Origin of the sequence: Bacillus sp. 3103sda1 (genome assembly GCF_024159135.1) — a bacterium.
Classification (GTDB): Bacteria; Bacillota; Bacilli; order Bacillales; family Bacillaceae_G; genus Bacillus_A; species Bacillus_A rhizoplanae.
Genome location: NZ_JAMYWS010000001.1, coordinates 2,833,549 through 2,852,927, shown reverse-complemented (window position 1 = coordinate 2,852,927; position 19,379 = coordinate 2,833,549). Strand labels below are relative to the sequence as shown.

Below are 19,379 nucleotides of genomic sequence, written 5' to 3'. Positions count from 1 at the left end.
CAACAATTGGGCCAGTTTGTTGAGAATCTCGCTCAAAGAGAGTTGGTTATTTATGTTAAAATATTGCGAGTGAAATCAGGTTCTTAACGATTTTATCAAGTATCAAGCAAAATAATTCAGAAACGAAGAAGGGACAGTACTAACATGGAAAACATATCAAATGTAGATAAATTGGAGTCAATAAAATCTTTACAATCAACAATCAGTAAACTCGAAAATGCCTTGTCACAGATGACTCAGAAAGGCGCAAATACTACCTTAGTAAAGAAACGACTCAAAGCTGTTTGCATCGGCTTAGCAATGCTAGAAAACGTTTGGAATCAAAGACCCCATCATTACACCCAGGAAGATTTAACAGAAGCTCGCAATGTTCTTACTGGTTTGCTTCCATCAATTGAGAACATTTATGTTAAGTCAAAGGCTGGTAGTCCCCAAAGAACGCTTTTAGAAAGAAGAATAAAAGCATTGAAACTAGCTATTCAAGTGATTGACAATCTTTCTAATAAATAACTTATCTAACTAAATAGAGTAACGGGTGCTTTAGTTCAATAAGAATTTCCGTAGTCTTTTCAGAATAAATTAGTTTAAAAGAAAAGACTACATACTATACGCGAAAGAGTATAAAACAGAGGAATTATATAAAGGGTTAATTGGTTTTGGAGGAGGACATAGCCCATAGCGGGAGGCGTATCCGCAGATGTGAAGCATCGAGGATCTTAAAAATAAGAATAATCGACTAAACAAAGGATTATAAATTAAGTAAAAATAATCAGCTATCTAGACAAACGAGTGAGTTATTGACTAATATATGTTTCATTCAAAAAAAGTTTTAGACTAAAGAATAAAGTAATAGACTGTTAAAAAATAGTTGTAGATGTTAACGAATAATAAAGTTGTTTAAAAATATGGTACGGAATTGGATTTTTCATACCATATTGTCTTTTTGTGTCCTATAATAGAAATATTTTGATATTTGTTTAGTTAACAAAAAAGAGAGACCAAATGTTCATAACGGGTTCCCTTTTGAGGTGCAAACATTGCAAATCACATCACATTTTTTGTCACTAATATCAATGCAATTCTCAATGGAATTCTCTGAGTAAATAACATCAATAAACGCAAAGAAGGGATAGACATTAAGCTATCCCTTAATTTCACTGTCGACTCCCGGTAGTTTTGTTGTCTGTTTTTATAGAGTATCTTCGTCGCTTTTGTACTCCAAAATATCACCCGGCTGACAATTCAAAGTCTTACATATCGCTTCTAATGTTGAAAAACGAACCGCTTTTGCTTTCCCATTTTTCAGAATGGAAAGATTCGCCATAGTAATTCCAACCCTCTCCGAAAGCTCCGTTACGCTCATTTTTCGTTTTGCTAACATCACATCAATATTAATAATAATTGTCATATCCTCCACCTCAGACCGTCAAATCATTTTCTGATTTTATGTTAATCGCTTCTTGTAGAAGCCGTTGGAGGATAGCAGCAAAAACGGCGATAACCAACGAAGCAAAAATGATGATGAGTCCCATTAATGCAATAGGAGGGTCAACTTTCTTCGCTATAAAATGAAAGAGTGGCAAACCTAATACATACAAACCACTGATTGTAATCGCACAGCACTTTATGTTCTTTAACGCCTTTACAGATAATTCCGAGAACGCTGTGTTCTCGTCAATGTACCGTAAAAGATTGAAAGCCTGATAGAGAGCAAAGTAAAAAGGCACAGCCGCTCCATACATCACGATGAAAACGAGATATTTCATTGGGGCAATATTTGGATACGATTTTGCTGCGAAATTCGCCATATGGGGCACTAAAAATATACATAAAGCAAGAACCGGTAGTCCTATAATAAAAATAATGACTTTTAAGAAAGTCGTTGAACCTCGTTTAACATTCATTTAAAACACCTCACTTATTTAATGACAACATGATTTTAACATATGATTTATCGTTCCACAATAAATTAATATTGTTTCTTATTATATTATTATTGTTATTGAAATATCCTTTTAATTTTGACAAAAATAAAAAGCATTTCTCATTACAAAGAAATGCTCTTACTTTAAAATGTTAAATTTACAACTTGTTCAACAAAACTTCCAAATAGTTTAATAAGGTAAATCAACAACGAATGAGGACAAACATTAGGACAATGAAGAAGTTATTAAAAAACCCACATAAAAAATCGAATACGCTAAAACCACAAAAGGCATCTGCTGTTTCTCAGTGGATGCCTTTTTAGTATTAAGAATGTGGGGACAGATTTCATAAATAATAATGGCAATAGTTAAATTAGGTATTCCACTCCTATTTTACTTTTGGTTGCCATACCCTATGTTCAGTAAACAGTTTCTTTCTTATTATTTAAAAATCTTTCGCAAAATTTTAATTTTGTTCTTATACGGTGGAAATACAAGCCCTAAGTCTATCTTTGAGCTTTTCTTTAAAATGCTTTTACGATGTGTAAAAGTATCAAAACTATGTTTTCCATGATAAGCACCGAACCCTGCATTTCCTACTCCACCAAAAGGCAAGTGGAGATTCGCCATATGTGACATTGTATCATTGACGCATCCTCCCCCAAAAGAAATTCGTCCTAATACCTGTTTTTCAACATTTTTATTTTCAGTAAACACATACAAGGCTAACGGTTTGGGATGGTTGTTAACCATATGAATGACCTCATCTAAATCATTGTACTCGATAATTGGTAAAATTGGTCCGAAAATTTCTTCTTTCATAGCTGCATCATCCCATGACTTTACTTCAAGAAGTGTTGGTTCAATATATAAATGACTTCTAGATGAATTTCCACCAAATACAATATTATTTTGGTCTTGTTCTACTATAGAAATAAGTCTATCGAATTGTCTCTCATTGACAATTCGACCATAATCATTGCTTTTTGATACATCTGATCCATAAAAGCTTGTGATGATTTCTTTCATTTTTGAAATCAGTTTTCCCTTGATAGATTTGTGTGCAATAACATAATCAGGTGCAATACAGGATTGCCCAGCATTTATGAATTTTCCCCAGATAATACGTTTGGCTGCTATATCGAGGTTAGCTGTTTTATCGACAATAGCTGGTCCTTTTCCACCAAGTTCTAATGTTACTGGTATAAGATTTTTCGCCGCAGCTTCCATGACAATTTTTCCAACTGGAACGCTACCAGTAAAAAAGATATAGTCAAATGGTGCATGAATTAATAAAGAAGTTGTTTCGATGTCTCCTTCAATTACACGAATATATTGCTTATCAAACGTTTCACTTATTATTTTGTTAATTACAGCTGAAACGTTTGACGCATTTTCTGAAGGTTTGAGGACTACACAATTTCCTGCCGCAATTGCCCCAATAAGAGGTTCCATTAATGATTGGAATGGATAATTAAAAGGTCCAATAATTAGCACTGTACCATATGGCTCTTTTATTATGTAACTTTTGGAAGGCGCAAAATGAATAGGTGTTTTTACTTTTTGAGGTTTCATCCATTGTTTTAGGTATTTCATAATAAAATTGATACTGTTAAATGCGAAACCAATTTCTGCAGCATATGCTTCAAACTCGCTTTTGTGTAAATCTTGATATAATGCGCTCAGCACTTGATTTTCATATTTTTGAATAGAATTTTTTAATTTTTCTAACTGTTCAAGACGGAATTGAAGACTTCTTGTATAATCATTATGGAAAAATTGTCTATGCTCTTGAATAAGTTGTTGAATATTATCAACCATTAGGGAAATCCCTCCAATAGCAAGTAAGTAAATCTTGAACCATACTATTATTTTCTATGCTCATCATCTCCATAGTTTCTTTAGTATGGGAATCCTAAAGCCTAATTTACTTATTTGTAGTTCTTTTCAATCCAATTGATAAAAAGATATTGCATACTTATTTCAATAACTATTAAGAAGATGTGAAATGAATAATGATACATAATAAAAAGGTACAATGCACTAAATGGTACGCTTAAAAGAATACTGCCGTATTAAATAGCCGCTCCGCAAATCATTCCGATAAACAATGATTCCAGGGCTACAAATAGAATGGAGTCTCTGTAGTAGAAATCTAATATGTAAGTAAATTGGCCTGGAAAGTTTGCGTAAAAAATCCAAAGTAAGATAATTCATGTATTTATAGTAATAATAAAATCTTTTCCGAAATGTACTGTTATAAATGTTCTCCAGTTGCGATATTGTAAAACTCTTACAGTTCTTATTACGAGAAATATAAGAGCGAAGAATCCAGCCCAAGTAATCAGTATTTGTGTGATTTCTGAAATGGGAATCACTCCTTTTGGGTATATGTCACATATGTAACGATTGCTATTGCATTAATGAACATCATGGTTCGAAGTAATTTGTACATGTTTCTTGAAAGTGACTCTCATTTTACAAAAAATGTATTCGATAGATGGGATAATTTTTCCTGCTCTAATCATGTATTGAAATATGAGTAAATACGAAAGAATAGAATGAATATTCACTCATTTATGGTAATATATTGTATAATTTGTAATATAGAACTGCTAAGGGAGAAAATTATGATGCATGAACATTTTGTAAGGGTTGTGGGAAATGGTCAACCAATTATCTTTCTGCCAGGAACAGGTTGGTCAGGTGATATAGGATTGCATATAGCTGATTCTGTAAAAGATTTTTACCAAGTGCATATGATTGATTTGCCTGGTATTGGACAAAGTCAAGGCTTGGATGGAGTTATAAAACTAGAAGATGCTGCTGCATGGTTACATCGTTATATTACTAAGCTGAATATGGAAAAAGTTATTTTAATTGGACATTCATTGGGAGGAGCCATCTGTTTGGCTTATGCTTCTTATTATCCATCTTTAGTAGAGGGACTTATGTTATTAGACATAGGGTATGATAAAATACCGCTGTTTCCTGTGGAGATGTTTGGGAAATTAGGATTTATGGTTCCGTTTATTAGTTTTTTACATAGGCATTTTGGTAAGAAGGTATTAGGGAAAGAAGAAAATGCAACGTCAAGAGAAGACAGAAGAGAGAATAAAAGCCCAAATAGAAAACATGGATTTCCAGATAATGAGTACATAAGACAAGCGATAAAAAATCAACAACCAGCTAATACAAAGGGTATTAGTTTACTGTTAGCACTATATCGAGCAAATCTTCCTAAAATGTTAACCTCTGTACAGGTTCCGAGTATATTGCTTTATGGAAATCGAAGTCAAGAGCCTGTGAATTTACAAAATAAGATTAAGAGGAATATTGCGCATGTTAAGAAAAAGCACCCTCGTATTGTTATTCAAGAATTAGATGGTGGACATTATGCTCATTTGCAAGATGAACTTGCGTTAAGTAAAATGAAAGCTTTCATTCACTCTTTGGAATAAACATGAGATTACTATATTTAATTGTCTTAAAATACAATTGCATGTGCCAAAAGGGAAGGGAAACAATGTTAGGAAAGATTTTTAATGAATTAGGGTAAAACGAATCTGTTTTTGATAGATTATAGAACTTGCTTTAAAAGGGAGCAAGTACATAATTTTATAAACGGGAGAGGGAGAAAGCGGTATGTCGACAAATAGAAAAATTGGTGTAAGTTGTTTATTGCTGAGCAGCTGTGCGGCACTAAGTAGTTTCTTATTAAAAGGTATCCTTCCTTATTCAGGGATTATTGGTTGGACGTTATCTGTTGTTTTTATTTTAGCTAGTGCTCATTTCATTGGGAAGGATGTAAGTGAGTCGTAGCTTGTAATATTTATCTTAGATTTACGTCTTTAAAAAAAGAGATCCTTACTCGATCTCTTTTTTATACTTCTATTCACTTTGACTTAATTGATATACATATTTGAAGGAGTTTTCAAAGTTGAATTCTTTTACTTGGGTTATTTTGTTTATTTTTGGATTATATGTAAAAATTTTAACCGTATTGTAACCGCCGCTTTTAGGATCGGTGTTTCTAACAACGAATGTATTCTCTCCAATTTGGATCATATTGTTTCTGTCATATACTTCATTATTTGTAGGTGGAACGTCGTGATGGTTTGAAGAAGTCTTAATCACTTTGACTCCACCCGAAAATAATGTAATGATGATGAGTATAACAAGACATACCCTTATCATTCGTAATTCTTTAGTAATTGGATGCTCTTCCATATGGTTCACTCCTCATACTTTCTAGATTTATTAATATGTATGACATTGTTTTAGAAATAAGTATTCGTATGTAATGAAGTGCGGTATTTGATTGAGTAGAACTAGAAAACATCTGCTTTTTCTTATTGTGAGGATTGTAATCTTAATTTTTTTGTATAATATACTTTCTTTTCCATAGAGAATATTTCCATCTTTGTCCGTATAAGCTAAAATAAAGTAAAAACTTTCATCAGTGAGAACCTTGGGGACAAAGATAAAATATAAGGAATGGTGCATATGTGGCGAAAAATATCGATTGTTGTTGTGTTATTATGTTTAGCTGGTTATGCAATTTATGAGCAGTTTGGAAAAGAGAAAGTACAAGTAACAGACAATCAAAAGCAAAGTACAGAGGATGCAAAAGAAGCAATTGCACAAAATGGCATTGAAATTGGGAAAATAGCGCCTGATTTTGAATTGTCCAAGCTTGATGGTACAAAGGTGAAGCTTTCTGATTTAAAAGGCAAGAAAGTTATTGTGAACTTTTGGGCAACGTGGTGTGGTCCATGTCAGCAAGAAATGCCAGATATACAAGCATTTTATGATAAGTATCAGAAAGATGTAGAAGTTTTAGCGGTGAATTATACAGTGTCAGAAGGGGCTGAAGGAAAAGAGAAAGTACGGAAATTTGCAGAAGAGAAAGGGCTTACTTTTCCGATTCTTCTTGATACAGATATAAAAGTAACGACTACTTATAAAGTCATTACAATTCCAACATCATATTTTATTGATACAAAAGGAGTTATCCAGGATAAATTTATCGGACCGATGACGGTGAAGGAAATGGAGAAAAGAGTCGCGAAATTAAAATAAAGTGAAATTTCCATCCGTGGGGATAAAAGATGAAAATAGGAATGGTATATGTGCCATTCCTATTTTCTATTTAAAGGCTAATTGAGCTTCTTTCATTATGTTAAGTTATAATGTAAATAAAAAGTTAAGGAGAAGATTATGGGGAATTTTACAGGTAATTATGTTGTAATCGATTTTGAAACAACAGGATTCAATCCTTATCAAGATAATATTATTCAAATGGCTGCAATTCGGTATCGAAATCATATATGTACTGATCAATTTGTTTCGTATGTGAATCCAGAAAAGATGATTCCGAGCCGCATTACAATGTTGACAGGTATTCAGAATTTTGATGTTGCAAGTGCTCCGACAATTGATATTGTATTACCGGAATTTATTGCATTTATTGGAGAAGATACGATCATTGCTCATAATGCTTCTTTTGATATGAGGTTTTTAAAGAGTAATATGGAACGATTAGGACTCGGTACACCAAAAAATATAGTGCTGGATACACTTAGTTTAGCAAAACGATATATAAAACATGTACCAAACCATAAATTAGAAACACTGAAACGATTTTTACATATTCAAGTACGCTCTCACAATGCATTAGATGATTGTTTCACTTGTGCGGCCGTATATCAAAAATGTGTAGAAGAGAAGAACGGAAAAGAGAAGAAGGTGACTTCTCAAAGTCTAACAAAGGAAGAAGGAAGAGCCTATGAGATCGTAAAAGAAATATTGGAAAAGCATAACAAAGATACAACGGTTATTCGTCATGTTTGTGTTGGCAATTATTTGGATATCAAAGCACTTTATTCATTTGTAAGAATTAAGCTAAAGGGAAGAAAAAAATACGTATTAACGAATAAAGGACAAGAGGAGATAGTAGCTGTGTATCCGACTGTTACATGTGAACCTGCTACGAAAAGTGAATTGGGTGTTACAAGAATCATGATTGATCAGCCTGAGGATTTGATTGCTTTTGAAGTCCTCATTCTTGCCGCGTATGAGGAGGGATTGCAAACTTTGCAGCACTCATAAAGTGAAACTTCCGCAAGTGTGGGAATTCCACACTTGCGGAAGTTTGTATTGTAATTAAATGGATTAACTATGCTAAAAAATAAAATTTTCTCATAAATCTGATTAGGGAGTTTTTTAACTGTTCATACTAGTAACACGAAAGAGAAAGGGTGAACAGTATGAGAAGAAATCGACGAAGAACGTTTGAAGAACTTGTGATGGAAAATAAGCGGCAGCTACTTAATGATCGTGATGCAATTGAACGGATTGAAGAAAAATTAGAGAAGCGATTTGAAACGCGTATTTTCAAACAGGCTGAATAATTCTTATAGCTAGTATGATACTAGTTGTAAGGAGGCGATATTATGGGTAATCCAAAGAAACATCCACAAGATTTTGCTCCAAACCAGATTGGAACACAATCGAGAGCAGCTGGTGGTAATAAAGGAAAACAAATGCAAGACAAATCAGGGAAACAACCGATTGTTGATAACGGTTAAAGAGAGGGAGAATGGAAGCATTCTCCTTCTTTTTTTGCATACATAATTAAAGATATTTTTTACAAACTAATGTTGTATGTATTTTCAATAAAGGAGGAAGACATGATGCCAGAACAAAACAAAGCAAATCCAGATGATCGTAGCGATAACGTTGAGAAATTGCAAGAGGCGGTATATAACACAATTGAAAATATGAACGAAGCAAGGGAAGCTGCTGAGTTTTCTAATGCGCAAGATCGCGCAGCAATCGAAGCGAAAAATGAGCGCCGCATGGAAAGTATTGAAGGAATGCGAAAAGAAATTAAAGAGGAAGCTGCATATCGTAATAAGTAAGAAAAGGCTGACAATTGTCAGCCTTTTTTTGTGATAGAAAAATTTTCTGTAAGAAGACGCCAATTTTGCGGGAAAGGTAAGCCGATTTTCCAATAACTGATACCGCGAATTCCTTGTTCTTTTATTAAATTAAACTTACTTTGAACAGACCTAGCATCTTCAAACCATACTTCATGCTTCACTCCGTTTTCATCGTAATAATTGAAATGCGGAGCTTGGGAAGTGAAATCGTATTGAATTGGGACATTATATTTCCGGGCAAGCGCAACAGCAGCAACAGAGCTAACTGCTTTTGCAGGAGGATTTCCTTCTTTGAATGGAAGAATCCAATCAAATCCGTATAAGTTTTGTCCCATCATAATTTTACGTGGCGGCATTTGCGATTTTGCGTATTGAATGACTTGTTTTACAGGACCAATTGGAGAAACTGCAAGGGGCGGTCCACCTTGCCATCCCCAGTCGTATGTCATAATGATAACGAAATCAACAATTTCACCTTGTGCCTTATAGTCCTGAGCTGCAGCTGCACCTTTTTGAGTTGAACTTGTTTTTGGGGGGAGAGTTGTACTGAGCGTATATCCTTTTGGTAGACGTGTTTTTACTTTGCGTAAAAATTGATTATATACTTCGCGGTCTCCTGGTGCAAGGTTCTCAAAATCAAAATGAATGTCACGCATTCCATATTTTTGTGCTGTTTGTAAAATATTTGTAATGAGCGTATTTTGAATTGTCTCATTGCGTAAAAAAATGCTTGCTAATTCAGGGCTGAAACTTCCATTTTCAAGATTTGTAATAACAAGCATCGGAATCGTTTGCCCTTGTTTTGCAATTGTGACGATTTCAGATGCTTGTGTAGGTTCTTTCAGTGTTCCGTCACGCTTTGCCTCAAAGCTAAAGTAGGCCAAGTAGGTTAAATATGGATTGATAGCTTTGGTGGAAGTAACTAAGCTTTCTTTAATCGGAATTGTAGATGGCTGTAAGTAGGCAATAGATTCAATAATTTTTTTTGTCCCTTTTGGTACATATAGCTGCTGTCCGACTTGGAGTGCGGATTTTAATGATAAATGATTCACTTTTGCTAAACTGGCGAGAGGTACATTGTAAGTTAAGGCAATTTTATATAAGCTATCGCCAGGCTGTACATAATAAGTATTTCCTTCCGTATTCACGATCAATGCTTGCCCGATGACGAGTGTTTGAGCTGGATTTAGTCCATTATCTTTTACAATTGTTTCTGGTGTGGTTCCGTACTTCTGTGCTAATTTATATACGTTATCACCGCTTTGTACAGTTATAATTTGTAGCATATGCTCACTCCTTTAAGGAAAAAGATCCGCCGCTTCTATTTTATTTTCAGTTTCTCTGTATTATGATTAAAGGTGTAGAAAGAAATGCAAGCGAGAAGGAGACAAAACTATGTTTGTAGCAGAACACGAAATTGACATTCGTTATGCAGAGACGGATCAAATGGGTGTCGTGTACCATGCGAATTATTTAGTATGGCTAGAACTTGGGCGTACGAAATTAATTCAAGATTTAGGATTTTCATATGTTGAAATGGAGAATGATGGGATTGTATCTCCTGTACTTGATTTGCAAATTACATATCGAAAAGCAATGCGTTATGGAGAAAAAGCAATTGTGAAAACGTGGGTGGAGTCTGTCAGTCCACTACGTGTTGTTTACGGCTATGAAATTTATAATGAAAACGGCGAACGTTGTATTACAGCATCTACAACAAATATTTGTGCAAAAAAAGAAGGATTTCGTCCGGTATCCTTTAAAAAATTGTATCCAGAGTGGTATGAAACATACGAGAAGATAAAGAAACAATGAAAAAACGTGGCTTAGGCCACGTTTTTATTTTTCATAATGAAATTGTGGGAAATCATCATCATTACTGAATGTAACAGATAAATCATGTCCGTCAAAGAACCATTCATCATCGCCTTCAATAAAGAAAGTAATACCATCTTCTTGAATTTGTACAGCAGGAGTAGCTGGCTCATCTTTACGAATTCCTAATGAAAGACCTTTTTGAACAGTGCTACATCCACCATATTGTACGAAAAAGCGAAGGGCATCGCCTGTTTGTAAACCAAGTTCGTTTTTGTACCAGCTTACTGCTTCTTTTGATACTGAAATGTTCATCTAGTGTTCCTCCAACATAATCACTTTTTCTTTTAGTATAAAAAATAACGCAAAAAGACGCCATTTATATGCTTTGCGTTTTCTTTTTGCGTTATGTGGGTTACAATCTTACTTTTGTTTTTGTTGTTTCTTTGTTAAATTTGCTTTTGGTTCTGTTTTATTTATAATTCGTCCAATATTTGCACGGTGTCGATAAATAACCATACCAGCTAATAAACACATCGCAACAATGAAGATTTTATTCCCGTTTATAATTGCTGCAAAAACAGCGGCAACAGCTGTTAACATAGAAGAAAGTGAAACGTATCTCGTCGTAAATAGTAGGGTGAAAAAGATAACAGCTAGTACCACAAAGGTAATTGGCGCGTAGCATAATAGTACGCCAGCAGAAGTAGCAACTGCTTTTCCACCGCGGAACTTTGCGAAGATTGGGTATACATGACCAAGTACTGCAGCTAATCCGAACCATAGAGGATGGATATGTAAACCGAAAATTATCGGTAGAGCTGTAGCCAATGTTCCTTTTAGAATATCAGCAATTGTAACAATGAAACCCGCTTTTTTCCCTAACGTACGAAATGTATTCGTTCCTCCTAAATTTCCGCTGCCATGCTCGCGAATATCGATTCCATAACCAATCTTTCCAACGACAAGCCCAGATGGAATCGAGCCAAGTAAATAGGCAACGATCAATAAAAGATATGTAAGCATAAGTTCAGTCTCCTTTATTCAAATGTGTTGATAAAGGGTAAAAAGAGTTTTTCCCGTATATTGTACCATACATTTGTAAAGAGCACATTTCTTTTTTATAAAGTGAAATTTCTATTAATAGTGGGTTTCTCATTTTTCACTGATAGAAAGCATTCACTAATGAAGCTCTTATTTATTCATAAGTTGAGGGATAAATAAAAAAGGTTCGATGAATGTTTAAAAAATTTTCACAGAATGTTACATTTTTCACATATCCGTCCTTACTATATGTAGTATCATTTGGATAGTGAATTAACAAGATGTTGTTGGGGGTTAAGAAATGAAGCAAGTAATGGAAAAGAACAATGAATATGAAGAGAATCTAAAGGATATTTTTACGAAAATTGTTTATGCAAATGAACAAGATTTAATGCAAGAAAATGCGAATGTTGACGGTCGGTCTCCGATGGGAGTGATGGGGAAATTTGCATCTGAGAGTGCAAAGTATTACGCGGTCGAACAATTACTTTCTGAAGAAGTGAAAAAAGCAATTAATCAAAATATTTTATATCCGCATGATTTAGATTTTTATGCAACAGGTACGACAACTTGTTCGCAAATCCCATTAGCTCAAATGCTTGAAAATGGGTTTCATACAGGGCACGGATATATGCGACAGCCGCAAGATATTAAAAGTGCGTTGGCACTTTCTTCTATTATTTTTCAAGCGAATCAAAATATGCAGCATGGTGGTCAATCATTTGCGCTGTTTGATATAGATTTAGCACCGTATGTGAGAAAAACGTTTGAAAGAAATAAAAAACGTTTAGCTACATATCCATTAACAGTTAAGCAAGTAGAAGAGTTTGCGTGGAAAGAAACAGAAAATGATACGTATCAAGCATGTGAAGCATTTATTCATAATTCGAATAGCATGCATAGCAGGGGCGGTGGACAAGTTCCATTTATTTCAATTAATTACGGAACGGATACATCAAAAGAAGGAAGATTATTAATTAAACAATTGTTACGAGCGACGCAAGCTGGATTAGGAAAAGGAGAAACGCCCATTTTTCCTATCCAAATATTTAAATTAAAAAAAGGTGTGAATTTTGAAGAAAAAGATCCGAACTATGATTTATTTGAACTAGCATTAGAAACGACAGCAAAACGACTGTTTCCCAACTTTTCATTTTTAGATGCCCCATTTAATGCTATGCATTATGATGGTCGTCCCGAAAGTGAAGTGTGTTATATGGGATGCCGTACTCGTGTTATGTCCAATATTCATGGAGAAGAAACAGCGATTGGAAGAGGGAATTTATCATTTACATCTATTAACTTAGTGAAATTAGCGTGTATGAGTGGATCAAAAGAAGCATTTTTTGAAGCTTTAAATTACTATGTTGGCCTTGGTATTCGTCAATTATTGGAAAGATTCTCTTATCAATCAACGAAAAAGGCAAGAGATTTCCAATTCTTATATTCACAAGGAGTATGGCGTGGTGGTGAAAAACTTCAGCCTGAGGATTCTGTTGCTGAAATTTTAAAGCAAGGTACATTAAGTATTGGTTTTATTGGCCTTGCAGAATGTTTAGTTGCTTTAACGGGAAAACATCATGGGGAAGATGAAAAATCATGGAAGCTCGGATATGAAATTATTGAATGTATGAGAAAGAAGATGGATCAAGCAACGGAAGAACATCAGTTGAATTTTTCATTAATTGCAACTCCTGCAGAAGGATTATCAGGGAAATTTATTAAGAAAGATCGAGCTGAATTTGGAACAATTACAGGTGTAACAGATCATAACTATTATACAAATTCATTTCATATTCCCGTTTATTATCCTATTCAAGCCATTGATAAAATTCGTTTAGAAGGACCGTTTCACGCGCTTTGTAATGGTGGACATATTACGTATATTGAATTGGACGGAGCGGCTGTTCATAATCAAAAAGCATTACAGCAAATTGTGAAAGCAATGGCACAGTATGGTGTAGGATATGGATCTATTAATCACCCAGTCGATCGCTGTAAATGTTGCGGTTATCACGGGATAATTGGGAATGAATGTCCAAGCTGTGGGAATGAAAATGAACGTGACTTGGAAAGAATTCGCCGCATTACAGGATACCTTGTAGGAGATATGTCAAAGTGGAACAGTGCGAAGCGTAGTGAAGAAGCGGATCGGGTGAAACATAAATGAGAGTAATGAATATCATTCATGATAGTATTGTAGATGGGGAAGGATTGCGGACAGTCGTATTTTTTGCGGGCTGTCCGCATCGTTGTTTTGGCTGCCATAATCCACAGTCTTGGAATAATAATAATGGAACTGAGGTTACAAAAGAGGAAATAATAAAAGAGATTGAAAAAAATCCTCTTACGGATGTAACATTTTCAGGTGGAGATCCATTTTTTCAAGCTGCTGAAGTAAAAGTAATAGCAAAAGCGGTAAAAAAAATGAAAAAAAATTTATGGATTTATACAGGCTATACATTAGAGGAGATACAAAATTCACGAAATAATGATATGATAGAGTTGTTACAGTATGCAGATGTATTAGTAGATGGAAGGTTTGAGCTAGAGAAACGAGATCTTACACTACCGTTTCGCGGAAGTTCAAATCAACGTATTATTCGATTGAAGGAGTAAAAGGACGGGATAGAATTGAATAAAACAGTTTTACTTGTTGAAGATGAAAGAAGATTGCGAGAAATTGTTAGTGATTATTTTCGTAATGAGGGCTTTGAAGTGATTGAAGCTGAAGATGGAAAGAAAGCATTAGAACGTTTTGCTGAGCATACAGTGGATTTAATTATATTAGATATTATGCTACCAGAAATTGACGGCTGGTCTGTATGTAGACGTGTAAGAAAAGAATCAGCGGTACCAATCATTATGTTAACAGCTCGTTCTGATGAGGATGATACTTTACTTGGTTTTGAATTAGGAGCAGACGAATATGTAACAAAACCGTTTAGTCCAAAAATTTTAGTTGCACGTGCCAAAACATTATTAAAACGTGCGGACGGTGCGTTAGGTCAAGCTGAAGAGAATATACTTTCCCTTGCAGGTATCGATGTGAATCGTTTGTCGCGTACTGTAATGGTAGACGATGAAGAGATTACGTTAACGCATAAAGAATTTGAGCTGCTTGTTTATTTAATGGAGAATAAAGGGATTGTATTATCTCGTCAACATTTATTAGATCAGCTTTGGGGATATGATTACTACGGAGATGATCGTACAGTAGACACTCATATTAAGAAACTTCGTAATAAATTAGGAGATAAAGCAACTCATATTGGTACAGTTATTCGTGTAGGATACAAATTTGAAGAGTAAATATTTGTTTCTATTTATACATCTTTATAATTAAATGTACAATTTTTATGTACTTGACAATTATGAAATATAATAGTATTTTTTTGTTTGGATTTCACGATAAGTTCACAGAAAGAACACAAACCGTGATTATACTAAAAATACGATTTAAGCAGAGAGGGGATAAGTAGAATATGGGATACTATGATCAAAAAGAGATGAATGAAGCCTATACAGAAACAGTAAAATCACGCAGCAAAAAAGGATACTTTTTTACAGGAGTTGTCGGTGCTGTTATTGGTGCAGTTACGATTAGTTTTGCAGTACCGTATATGCCTTGGATAAATAACAGCGTGGTTTCACAATCAAAAATAGAGGGAACAGCAGTTCCTGTTTCTAATAAAGCAAAGGGTGAAACAGACCTTGCAGGTATGGTTGAAGGAGCAAAAGATGTAGTTGTAGGTGTAATTAATTTCCAAAAAAATGTAGATCCATTTTCGCCTCAAGCAGGCGGACAAGAAGCTGAAGCAGGTTCAGGATCAGGTGTTATTTATAAAAAAGTTGGAGATAAAGCACTTATTGTAACGAATAACCACGTTGTAGAGGGTGCAAATAAATTAGAAGTGAAGTTAAGTGATGGAACGAAGGTTGACGCAAGGCTAGTAGGAAAAGATCCATGGTTAGATTTAGCTGTCGTTGAGATTGATGGAAAGAATATTAATAAAGTTGCAACTCTTGGAGATTCAGATAAAATTCGTGCGGGAGAACCTGCGATTGCAATTGGTAATCCGCTTGGCTTCGATGGAAGTGTAACAGAAGGTATTATCAGTAGCAAAAATCGTGAAATCCCAGTTGATATTAACGGGGACAACCGTGCTGATTGGCAAGCACAAGTTATTCAAACGGATGCTGCGATTAACCCAGGGAATAGCGGTGGTGCATTATTCAATGAAAATGGTGAAGTAATCGGTATTAACTCTAGTAAAATTGCACAGCAAGAAGTAGAAGGAATTGGCTTTGCGATTCCAATTAATGTAGCAAAACCAGTACTTGACTCTCTTGAAAAATATGGTGAGGTAAAACGACCTGTTATGGGTGTTCAAGTAATGAGTCTTGATGAAATCCCAAGTTATGCATTATTACAATTTAAATTACCAAAAGATGTAACAAATGGAGTTCTGTTAAGACAAGTTGATCCAGCATCACCGGCAGAAAAAGCAGGATTGCAGCAATATGATGTTGTTGTTGGCTTGGATGACCAAAAAATAGATAATGCAGTTGAATTCCGTAAATATTTATACGAGAAGAAAAAAGTTGGCGATAAAATAGAAGTGACAGCATATCGAAATGGTGAGAAAATCAAGAAAACAGTAACATTAGCTGATAAAAGTGGAACGAATTAATAAAGAAAGTCTCTTTCATGTTGAAAGAGACTTTCTTTATCGGCTATACTAAATTAACAGGAGGGATTACATATGACAATTGAAAATCCAACTCGTGCGGAAATTGGAGAGATTTTAAAGAATAGTAAGACTATTGCAGTTGTCGGATTATCTGATAATCCAGATCGTACTTCTTACATGGTGTCAAAAGCGATGCAAGATGCAGGGTACCGTATTATTCCTGTTAATCCAAAGGTTAGTGAAGTATTAGGAGAAAAAGCGGTAAAATCATTGGCTGAAATAAAAGAGCATGTTGATATCGTCAATGTATTCCGTCGTTCTGAGTTTTTAATGGATGTTGCCAAAGAGTTTGCTGAGATTGAAGCGGATATATTTTGGGCACAATTAGGTATACAAGACGAAGAAACGTATCGTTTTTTGAAAGAAAAAGGCTATACTGTCATTATGGATCGTTGCATTAAAGTTGAACATGCAATGACAAGATAAAGTGAAACTTCCATCATTGGGGGCGGTTCGCTTCCCAATGATGGAAAGCTCTCACCAATCGGGCTTTTACGGGGAGTTATTCCCCGCCTATCTTCCTCGCTTCGGGGGGATACTGCTCAAGAATAGCGGGATAGATCGTATTTGTGAAGTTTATTGAGCTCCTATTCATTAGGGAGGAGCAGATGGACGAGGTGTTCATCGTGAAGTTTTTTAAAGGTTGTTTTTGGGGATTGTTGCTTGTCACTCCATTTTGGATTATTATCATTTTGTTGATTATAAAATGGTGGAGTATGTAGTTGTTTTTGGAATACATATCCATGTTTCGTTGACAAACGATTACTTTTCTGAAATAGTAGCGTAGAGGAATCCTTGTGACAAGCAAGGATTTTTCTTATGAAAATAGTATATAAAAGAAATAACGTAACTTGCCAAAAGTGAGTAAAAGGCGTTATTCTATAATAGAAAACATATGTTCTGATTTTTTGGGTAGGAAAGGGGCAAGGAGTTTGGCTAAGCGTCAGTTTCAATATGATGAAAATGCAATTCAAGTGCTAGAGGGTCTTGAAGCCGTTCGGAAACGCCCGGGTATGTATATCGGGAGTACGGATAGCCGCGGATTGCATCATTTAGTATATGAGATCGTAGATAACTCCGTTGATGAAGCATTGGCGGGATTTGGCGATGAAATTAAAGTCGTAATACATAAAGATAACAGTATAAGTGTAGTAGATAAAGGGCGCGGTATGCCGATAGGAATGCATAAGCTTGGAAAACCGACACCAGAAGTCATATTAACTGTACTCCATGCTGGTGGTAAATTTGGACAAGGCGGTTATAAAACAAGTGGTGGTTTGCACGGTGTTGGCGCATCAGTTGTAAACGCGTTGTCCGAATGGCTTGTTGTTACAATTAAACGAGATGGTTACGTATATGAACAACGATTTGAAAATGGTGGTGTTCCGGTTACGACACTTGAGAAAATCGGAAAAGCAAAAGATAATGGAACAACGATTCATTTTAAACCGGATCGAACGATTTTTAGCACAACGAACTATAATTATGAAACGTTATGCGAGAGATTACGTGAATCAGCATTTTTATTAAAAGGTATGAAAATTGTACTTCAGGATAAACGTAACGATTTGGAAGATATTTTTCATTATGAAACGGGGATTGAAGCGTTTGTTTCATATTTAAATGAAGAGAAAGACTCTTTACACCCAGTTGTATATTTTACTGGAGAGCAAAACGGAATTGAAGCAGAATTAGCTTTTCAATTTAATGATGGGTATTCTGAGAACATTCTTTCCTTTGTGAATAATGTACGTACGAAAGATGGCGGTACGCACGAAGCTGGATTTAAAACAGCGATGACACGCGTATTTAACGAATATGCACGTAAAGTTTCTTTGTTAAAAGAGAAAGATAAAAATTTAGAAGGAACGGATATTCGTGAAGGATTAGCTGCAATTGTTTCCATTCGTGTTCCAGAAGAATTGCTTCAATTTGAAGGGCAAACGAAAGGAAAGCTTGGAACAAGTGAAGGGCGTTCAGCTGTTGATGCTGTTGTGTCAGAGCATTTAGAGTATTTTTTAGAGGAAAATCCGGATGTGGCAACGCTTCTTGTGAAAAAAGCAATTAAAGCAGCGCAAGCCCGCGAGGCAGCGCGAAAGGCGCGTGAAGAAGCACGCAGCGGCAAAAAGAAAAAACGTTCAGAAGGAACATTGAGCGGAAAGCTGACACCAGCGCAATCACGTAATCCACAAAAGAACGAGCTATATTTAGTAGAGGGTGATTCTGCAGGCGGTTCTGCAAAGCAAGGCCGTGATCGTCGCTTCCAGGCTGTTCTTCCACTGCGTGGTAAAGTTATTAATACAGAAAAGGCAAAGCTTGCTGACATTTTTAAAAATGAAGAAATTAACACGATTATTTATGCGATTGGCGGCGGTGTTGGAGCGGAATTCTCGGTTGAAGATATCAATTATGACAAAATTGTTATTATGACGGATGCCGATACAGATGGTGCGCATATTCAAGTACTGCTATTGACATTCTTCTATCGTTATATGAAGCCGCTAATTGAGGCAGGTAAAGTATTTATTGCACTCCCTCCTTTATATAAAGTGAGTAAAGGAAAGGGGAAAAGTGAAGTCATTGAATACGCTTGGTCTGATGAAGAGCTTGATGGTGTCACGAAAAAGGTCGGAAAAGGTTATATTCTACAGCGTTATAAAGGTCTTGGTGAAATGAATGCGGACCAATTATGGGAAACAACGATGAATCCAGAGACGCGCACGTTAATTCGCGTTAAAATTGATGATGCTTCACGAGCAGATCGCCGGGTTGCTACATTGATGGGGGATAAAGTAGAACCGCGCCGTAAATGGATTGAGCGCAATGTTCAATTTGGTATGCAAGAAGAAGGAAATATTTTAGAAAATGAAATGATTATAGCAACGGAGGTGGAATAA

General features: G+C 35.4%; 22 protein-coding genes. 15 read left to right on the top strand and 7 right to left on the bottom strand.

Features of this window, described 5'->3' with window-relative positions; translation table 11 throughout:
* Nucleotides 1-144: 144 nt before the first annotated feature.
* Nucleotides 145-510, top strand: a complete 366-nt coding sequence (locus tag NKR74_RS14120) for a hypothetical protein (RefSeq protein WP_098311199.1) — start codon at nucleotides 145-147, stop codon at nucleotides 508-510.
* 679 nt (nucleotides 511-1,189) lie between these two features.
* On the opposite strand, the gene NKR74_RS14115 is transcribed toward NKR74_RS14120, so the two are convergent.
* The 3 genes from NKR74_RS14115 to NKR74_RS14105 all read right to left on the bottom strand — a co-directional run bounded on the left by NKR74_RS14115 (nucleotide 1,190) and on the right by NKR74_RS14105 (nucleotide 3,746).
* On the bottom strand, nucleotides 1,190-1,408 hold the full coding sequence (locus tag NKR74_RS14115; RefSeq protein ID WP_176524649.1) for a helix-turn-helix domain-containing protein: 219 nt from the start codon (nucleotides 1,406-1,408) through the stop codon (nucleotides 1,190-1,192).
* Nucleotides 1,409-1,418: 10 nt separating this feature from the next.
* A complete protein-coding gene (locus NKR74_RS14110) occupies nucleotides 1,419-1,904 on the bottom strand; it encodes a DUF2975 domain-containing protein (protein ID WP_098309927.1) in 486 nt (161 codons plus the stop codon).
* A gap of 462 nt (nucleotides 1,905-2,366) precedes the next feature.
* On the bottom strand, nucleotides 2,367-3,746 hold the full coding sequence (locus NKR74_RS14105) for an aldehyde dehydrogenase (RefSeq protein ID WP_253629969.1): 1,380 nt from the start codon (nucleotides 3,744-3,746) through the stop codon (nucleotides 2,367-2,369).
* Nucleotides 3,747-4,555: 809 nt separating this feature from the next.
* Here NKR74_RS14105 and NKR74_RS14100 point away from each other — a divergent pair.
* Together NKR74_RS14100 and NKR74_RS14095 are read left to right on the top strand one after the other, a co-directional pair.
* Nucleotides 4,556-5,386 (top strand): alpha/beta hydrolase, encoded by an 831-nt coding sequence (locus NKR74_RS14100; protein WP_253629968.1) that lies wholly within the window; start codon nucleotides 4,556-4,558, stop codon nucleotides 5,384-5,386.
* A gap of 184 nt (nucleotides 5,387-5,570) precedes the next feature.
* Nucleotides 5,571-5,747 carry a hypothetical protein gene (locus tag NKR74_RS14095; protein WP_253629967.1) on the top strand — a complete coding sequence of 59 codons (177 nt, stop codon included), beginning with the start codon at nucleotides 5,571-5,573 and terminating at the stop codon, nucleotides 5,745-5,747.
* Between the two features lie 69 nt (nucleotides 5,748-5,816).
* On the opposite strand, the gene NKR74_RS14090 is transcribed toward NKR74_RS14095, so the two are convergent.
* The gene (locus NKR74_RS14090) at nucleotides 5,817-6,155 is read right to left on the bottom strand and encodes a hypothetical protein (RefSeq protein WP_253629966.1); all 339 of its coding nucleotides are present in this window, start codon (nucleotides 6,153-6,155) and stop codon (nucleotides 5,817-5,819) included.
* Between the two features lie 276 nt (nucleotides 6,156-6,431).
* Between NKR74_RS14090 and NKR74_RS14085 the strand changes: the two genes are divergently transcribed.
* The 5 genes from NKR74_RS14085 (at nucleotide 6,432) to tlp (ending at nucleotide 8,848) form a co-directional block, all read left to right on the top strand.
* Nucleotides 6,432-7,007, top strand: a complete 576-nt coding sequence (locus NKR74_RS14085) for a peroxiredoxin family protein (RefSeq protein WP_253629965.1) — start codon at nucleotides 6,432-6,434, stop codon at nucleotides 7,005-7,007.
* 138 nt (nucleotides 7,008-7,145) lie between these two features.
* Nucleotides 7,146-8,036 carry a 3'-5' exonuclease gene (locus NKR74_RS14080; protein ID WP_253629964.1) on the top strand — a complete coding sequence of 297 codons (891 nt, stop codon included), beginning with the start codon at nucleotides 7,146-7,148 and terminating at the stop codon, nucleotides 8,034-8,036.
* A 158-nt stretch (nucleotides 8,037-8,194) separates the two neighbouring features.
* Nucleotides 8,195-8,338 carry an FbpB family small basic protein gene (locus NKR74_RS14075; RefSeq protein WP_098309921.1) on the top strand — a complete coding sequence of 48 codons (144 nt, stop codon included), beginning with the start codon at nucleotides 8,195-8,197 and terminating at the stop codon, nucleotides 8,336-8,338.
* Between the two features lie 42 nt (nucleotides 8,339-8,380).
* Nucleotides 8,381-8,515, top strand: a complete 135-nt coding sequence (locus tag NKR74_RS14070; RefSeq protein ID WP_098309920.1) for an acid-soluble spore protein N — start codon at nucleotides 8,381-8,383, stop codon at nucleotides 8,513-8,515.
* 105 nt (nucleotides 8,516-8,620) lie between these two features.
* On the top strand, nucleotides 8,621-8,848 hold the full coding sequence (gene tlp / locus NKR74_RS14065; protein ID WP_098309919.1) for a small acid-soluble spore protein Tlp: 228 nt from the start codon (nucleotides 8,621-8,623) through the stop codon (nucleotides 8,846-8,848).
* A gap of 17 nt (nucleotides 8,849-8,865) precedes the next feature.
* On the opposite strand, the gene NKR74_RS14060 is transcribed toward tlp, so the two are convergent.
* The gene (locus NKR74_RS14060) at nucleotides 8,866-10,155 is read right to left on the bottom strand and encodes a glycoside hydrolase family 18 protein (protein ID WP_098309918.1); all 1,290 of its coding nucleotides are present in this window, start codon (nucleotides 10,153-10,155) and stop codon (nucleotides 8,866-8,868) included.
* A 109-nt stretch (nucleotides 10,156-10,264) separates the two neighbouring features.
* On the opposite strand from NKR74_RS14060, the gene NKR74_RS14055 reads away from it, so the two are divergent.
* Nucleotides 10,265-10,684 carry an acyl-CoA thioesterase gene (locus NKR74_RS14055; protein WP_253629963.1) on the top strand — a complete coding sequence of 140 codons (420 nt, stop codon included), beginning with the start codon at nucleotides 10,265-10,267 and terminating at the stop codon, nucleotides 10,682-10,684.
* 24 nt (nucleotides 10,685-10,708) lie between these two features.
* On the opposite strand, the gene NKR74_RS14050 is transcribed toward NKR74_RS14055, so the two are convergent.
* Both NKR74_RS14050 and plsY read right to left on the bottom strand, forming a co-directional pair.
* Nucleotides 10,709-10,999 (bottom strand): HesB/YadR/YfhF family protein, encoded by a 291-nt coding sequence (locus tag NKR74_RS14050; protein WP_098309916.1) that lies wholly within the window; start codon nucleotides 10,997-10,999, stop codon nucleotides 10,709-10,711.
* A 108-nt stretch (nucleotides 11,000-11,107) separates the two neighbouring features.
* Entirely contained in the window at nucleotides 11,108-11,710 is a 603-nt protein-coding gene (gene plsY, locus NKR74_RS14045; protein ID WP_253629962.1) for a glycerol-3-phosphate 1-O-acyltransferase PlsY, read from the bottom strand.
* Nucleotides 11,711-12,041: 331 nt separating this feature from the next.
* Here plsY and NKR74_RS14040 point away from each other — a divergent pair, with 331 nt between their 5' ends.
* The 6 genes from NKR74_RS14040 (at nucleotide 12,042) to parE (ending at nucleotide 19,379) form a co-directional block, all read left to right on the top strand.
* Nucleotides 12,042-13,898: an anaerobic ribonucleoside triphosphate reductase gene (locus NKR74_RS14040; RefSeq protein ID WP_253631160.1), complete on the top strand. Its 1,857-nt coding sequence runs from the start codon at nucleotides 12,042-12,044 to the stop codon at nucleotides 13,896-13,898.
* Nucleotides 13,895-14,347: an anaerobic ribonucleoside-triphosphate reductase activating protein gene (gene nrdG / locus NKR74_RS14035; RefSeq protein WP_253629961.1), complete on the top strand. Its 453-nt coding sequence runs from the start codon at nucleotides 13,895-13,897 to the stop codon at nucleotides 14,345-14,347. The genes NKR74_RS14040 and nrdG overlap by 4 nt, the downstream gene beginning before the upstream one ends.
* A gap of 15 nt (nucleotides 14,348-14,362) precedes the next feature.
* A complete protein-coding gene (locus NKR74_RS14030; protein ID WP_253629960.1) occupies nucleotides 14,363-15,040 on the top strand; it encodes a response regulator transcription factor in 678 nt (225 codons plus the stop codon).
* Nucleotides 15,041-15,213: 173 nt separating this feature from the next.
* Nucleotides 15,214-16,422, top strand: coding sequence for a S1C family serine protease (locus NKR74_RS14025; RefSeq protein ID WP_253629959.1), 1,209 nt, complete (start codon nucleotides 15,214-15,216; stop codon nucleotides 16,420-16,422).
* A 72-nt stretch (nucleotides 16,423-16,494) separates the two neighbouring features.
* Nucleotides 16,495-16,908, top strand: a complete 414-nt coding sequence (locus NKR74_RS14020) for a CoA-binding protein (RefSeq protein ID WP_098309911.1) — start codon at nucleotides 16,495-16,497, stop codon at nucleotides 16,906-16,908.
* 506 nt (nucleotides 16,909-17,414) lie between these two features.
* Complete coding sequence (gene parE / locus NKR74_RS14015; protein ID WP_253629958.1) at nucleotides 17,415-19,379, top strand: DNA topoisomerase IV subunit B; 1,965 nt, start codon at nucleotides 17,415-17,417, stop codon at nucleotides 19,377-19,379.

Coding starts and splice junctions, on each gene's coding strand:
- NKR74_RS14120 (WP_098311199.1), top strand. CDS start 145: ATGGAAAACATATCAAATGTAGATAAATTGGAGTCAATAAAATCTTTA.
- NKR74_RS14115 (WP_176524649.1), bottom strand. CDS start 1,408: ATGACAATTATTATTAATATTGATGTGATGTTAGCAAAACGAAAAATG.
- NKR74_RS14110 (WP_098309927.1), bottom strand. CDS start 1,904: ATGAATGTTAAACGAGGTTCAACGACTTTCTTAAAAGTCATTATTTTT.
- NKR74_RS14105 (WP_253629969.1), bottom strand. CDS start 3,746: ATGGTTGATAATATTCAACAACTTATTCAAGAGCATAGACAATTTTTC.
- NKR74_RS14100 (WP_253629968.1), top strand. CDS start 4,556: ATGATGCATGAACATTTTGTAAGGGTTGTGGGAAATGGTCAACCAATT.
- NKR74_RS14095 (WP_253629967.1), top strand. CDS start 5,571: ATGTCGACAAATAGAAAAATTGGTGTAAGTTGTTTATTGCTGAGCAGC.
- NKR74_RS14090 (WP_253629966.1), bottom strand. CDS start 6,155: ATGGAAGAGCATCCAATTACTAAAGAATTACGAATGATAAGGGTATGT.
- NKR74_RS14085 (WP_253629965.1), top strand. CDS start 6,432: ATGTGGCGAAAAATATCGATTGTTGTTGTGTTATTATGTTTAGCTGGT.
- NKR74_RS14080 (WP_253629964.1), top strand. CDS start 7,146: ATGGGGAATTTTACAGGTAATTATGTTGTAATCGATTTTGAAACAACA.
- NKR74_RS14075 (WP_098309921.1), top strand. CDS start 8,195: ATGAGAAGAAATCGACGAAGAACGTTTGAAGAACTTGTGATGGAAAAT.
- NKR74_RS14070 (WP_098309920.1), top strand. CDS start 8,381: ATGGGTAATCCAAAGAAACATCCACAAGATTTTGCTCCAAACCAGATT.
- tlp (WP_098309919.1), top strand. CDS start 8,621: ATGCCAGAACAAAACAAAGCAAATCCAGATGATCGTAGCGATAACGTT.
- NKR74_RS14060 (WP_098309918.1), bottom strand. CDS start 10,155: ATGCTACAAATTATAACTGTACAAAGCGGTGATAACGTATATAAATTA.
- NKR74_RS14055 (WP_253629963.1), top strand. CDS start 10,265: ATGTTTGTAGCAGAACACGAAATTGACATTCGTTATGCAGAGACGGAT.
- NKR74_RS14050 (WP_098309916.1), bottom strand. CDS start 10,999: ATGAACATTTCAGTATCAAAAGAAGCAGTAAGCTGGTACAAAAACGAA.
- plsY (WP_253629962.1), bottom strand. CDS start 11,710: ATGCTTACATATCTTTTATTGATCGTTGCCTATTTACTTGGCTCGATT.
- NKR74_RS14040 (WP_253631160.1), top strand. CDS start 12,042: ATGGAAAAGAACAATGAATATGAAGAGAATCTAAAGGATATTTTTACG.
- nrdG (WP_253629961.1), top strand. CDS start 13,895: ATGAGAGTAATGAATATCATTCATGATAGTATTGTAGATGGGGAAGGA.
- NKR74_RS14025 (WP_253629959.1), top strand. CDS start 15,214: ATGGGATACTATGATCAAAAAGAGATGAATGAAGCCTATACAGAAACA.
- NKR74_RS14020 (WP_098309911.1), top strand. CDS start 16,495: ATGACAATTGAAAATCCAACTCGTGCGGAAATTGGAGAGATTTTAAAG.